We start from the raw sequence: 3031 nt of genomic DNA, 5'->3' as shown, positions 1-3031 counted from the left end.
CGAAACTCCCGGCCCCGGCGAGCGGTGCGAGCAGGAACACCGGAAGCAGGCGGCCGTCGCCCGCGAGGAGCTCCGGGCCGAACTGCCGGGCCGGGTTGAAGCTGCCGCCCGTCCACCGGCCGACCGCCTCGATCAGGCCCGCCACGGCCACGCCCGCGACCGCCGGCAGCAGCCGGCTCCAACGCGGCCGGGCCGCCACGAACGTCACGGCGGCCAGCAGCACCACGGCGGCGGCCGCCTCCGAGGCCGCCACCAGGGCGAGCGGCACGCCGGCCGCCGGCCGGATGGCGGCGAACGCGGCCGGATCGGCGCCGGACGCCGGGCCCCAGACCAGGCGGCCGATCGCCACCCCGGTCAGCGAACCCGCAACCTGGGCCGCGACGTACCCCGCGGCGGCTCGTCCGGGCAGCGCGCCGAGCAGCGCGAAGGCCACCGAGACCGCCGGGTTCATGTGCGCGCCGGAGCGCCGGCCGAACGGCGAGCGGATGAGCAGCGCCACCGCGGCGCCGCTGACCACGGCGTCCACCAGCAGCCGCCCGTCGGCCGAGGGCACCGCCCGGGCGAGCGGGCTGTCCGCCGCGAACAGCCAGCGGAACAGCGTGACCATGGCGAACAGCAGCACCGCCGTCGCGGCGAACTCGCTCAGCCACAGCGGCCCGTAGCCACGGCCGTGGCCGCTGCCCGAGGTCGCCGCCCGGCGCGGTGCCCCGTCCCGGGGTACCTGGGTGTCCATCCGATCCTCCTGACCGGGCCGGCGCGTTCGGTGCACCGGCCGACGTACGGCGGCCCGCCCCACCGCCCCGGTCGGGGTCGGCGGGGCGGGCCGGACCGCTCACCCCTCAAGGGTCCGGCCCGCAGTTGCACGGGTGTTGCACGGCGCCCCCGGGCGGGCCGTCAGGACCGCACCGGCAGTGGGCGGGCGCCGGCGGCTTGGGCTGCGAACAGCTCCAGCCGCTGCGCCACTCCGTCCTCGTCGTTGGCCGCCACCGTCTCGTCCGCGGCGGCCAGCACCGCCGGATGCGCATTGGCCACCGCGAACGACCGACCTGCCCAGCGGAGCATCGGCAGGTCGTTGGGCATGTCGCCGAAGGCGGCGACCTCGTGCCGGGCGATCCCGAGGCCCGCGGCGAAGCGGGCGAGCGCACCGGCCTTGCTCACGCCGGGCGCGGAGATCTCGGCGAGCGGTGCCGAGGTCGATGTCGTCACCTCGCCGCGCCCGCCGGCCAACTGCTGGATCCGGGCACCGAGGCCCTGCGACGGCACACCGGGCAGCCAGGCCAGGAGCTTCAGCACACCGCCGTCCCCGGCGCCGCCCAGCAGCTCCGGAAGCGGCGCCACCCGGGTGCCGCCGTCCTCGCCGTACGAGGGCGCCGGGTAGCCGGGTTCGTGGCCGAAGCCCCGCGCGCACTCCACTGCGAACGATACCTCCGGGACCTGCCGCCGCAGCCGCTCGGCGATCTCCAGGGCGGGCCCTGCGCCGAGCAGTTCGGCGGACAGCAGACGGCGCGAGGCGAGGTCGTAGACCGCGGCGCCGTTCGCGCACAGCGCGATCGCGTGTCCGGCCGGATGCTCGCTCACGGCGGCCATCCAGCGCGGCGGGCGGCCGGTCACGAACACCACCCGGACACCGGCCGCCTCGGCCAGCGCCACGGCGCGCACGGTGCGTTCGGACAGCGTGCCGTCGCTGCGGAGCAGGGTTCCGTCGAGGTCGGTGGCGACCAGGCGGGGTACGGGGTGGAGCACGGGATCCTCCCGGGTTCGAGGGACTTGCGGGTGCCGTCGGGGCCGTCGCGGTGCCCGGCGGCCGAGGGCACGTGTCGGGCATCAAGCCCTTCCTACCGGGGGCTATTCCGGTCCTGTCCGCGATGGCCCGAACCGAGGGAGGGCCGTCCCTGGCGGCCCTGGCGGGGCCCCCGCACGGGGGAGACCCTGGGGTCGAGTGGCGGTGCGCCTGCCGTCCACGACCCGGAGAGCCGAACCATGCCGTACCGCACCGCCTGTGCCGCCGCCGCGCCCCGCCGCCTCACCCTGCTCGGGCCGCTCACCCTCACCGAGCGCGCCCCCGACGCACCGCTCGACCTGCCGGGCGGCCGCGCCGCGCTGCTCTTCGCCCTGCTGGCGGCCCACCGCAACCGCGTGGTCGACTACCCGACCATCGTCGACACGCTCTGGCCCGACAGCCCGCCCCAGACGGCCCGCCGGACGGTGGCGTCGCTGGTCAGCCGGCTCCGGCAGTCGGTCGGCGCGTGCCTGGAGCGGATCGGACCCGGCTACCGCCTCGACACCACGCACTGGCAGGTCGACCTCGACGAGGCGGCCCGCCTGGTGACGGCGGCCGAGCAGCACCTGGCCGGGCAGCGGGCCCCGGAGGCGGACGCCGCCGCACGGCAGGCGCTCGACCTGCTGACCGCCGGCCGCGCCGTCGAGGACTACCCGACCCAGCCCTGGGCGGAGGACCTCGACCGCGCCGCGGAGCTGCTGCTGCGCCGCGCCCGCCGGGCCGCCTGGCCGGCCGCGGCCGAGGTGGGCGGGCATCGCCGCTCGGCCGACCTCGCCGCCGCGGCGATCGCCGTCGACCCGTACGACGAGCAGGCCGTCCGCGCCGTGATGGCTGCGGAGTACCGGCTGGGCTCGCCGGGGGCCGCGCTGCGCGCCTTCCACCGTCTGCAGCACACGCTGCGGCAGGACTTCGGCATCGACCCGGACGGCCGGACGCTGGCGCTGCACCGGGCGATCCTGCAGGGCGGCCGGCTGCCCGGCCGGGAACCGAAGCACGCCGCCGGTCCGGTCCCTTCCCCGGTGGCCTGACCTCCGCGCCGGAAGCATTCGGCCGTCGGCGTCGCCGGCGGACCGTCGCTTTGATTCGCCCACGATGAGGGCATTCTTGAGCAATGCGTTCCAGAAGCGCGAAGGCTTTTCGCGGGGGGTCCGTGCCGTCGGCGAATTCCCCCACCGAGCTGCCGGATTTCGACAGGGAATCGGACGGCCCGGGCCGGGTCCGGCGGCACCGCCGGACCCGGCCGCGATCCCT

The 3031-nt window shown here is 77.2% G+C and carries 3 protein-coding genes; 1 reads left to right on the top strand and 2 read right to left on the bottom strand.

The genetic code is table 11. The features are described from left to right. Together ACFV0G_RS37675 and ACFV0G_RS37670 are read right to left on the bottom strand one after the other, a co-directional pair. Window positions 1–733: aquaporin (locus ACFV0G_RS37675; RefSeq protein WP_380557829.1), on the bottom strand; the 733-nt coding region annotated here is incomplete at its 3' end. A 161-nt stretch (window positions 734–894) separates the two neighbouring features. Next, window positions 895–1743 carry an HAD family hydrolase gene (locus ACFV0G_RS37670; RefSeq protein ID WP_380557826.1) on the bottom strand — a complete coding sequence of 283 codons (849 nt, stop codon included), beginning with the start codon at window positions 1741–1743 and terminating at the stop codon, window positions 895–897. A gap of 237 nt (window positions 1744–1980) precedes the next feature. Here ACFV0G_RS37670 and ACFV0G_RS37665 point away from each other — a divergent pair, with 237 nt between their 5' ends. Then, window positions 1981–2808, top strand: coding sequence for a BTAD domain-containing putative transcriptional regulator (locus ACFV0G_RS37665; RefSeq protein ID WP_380557823.1), 828 nt, complete (start codon window positions 1981–1983; stop codon window positions 2806–2808). Window positions 2809–3031 lie beyond the last annotated feature (223 nt).

The organism is Kitasatospora sp. NPDC059571 (assembly GCF_042735675.1).
Taxonomy (GTDB): Bacteria; Actinomycetota; Actinomycetes; order Streptomycetales; family Streptomycetaceae; genus Kitasatospora.
Note: the sequence above shows the minus strand (reverse complement) of the source record. Positions and strands in the feature narration are given on the sequence as shown.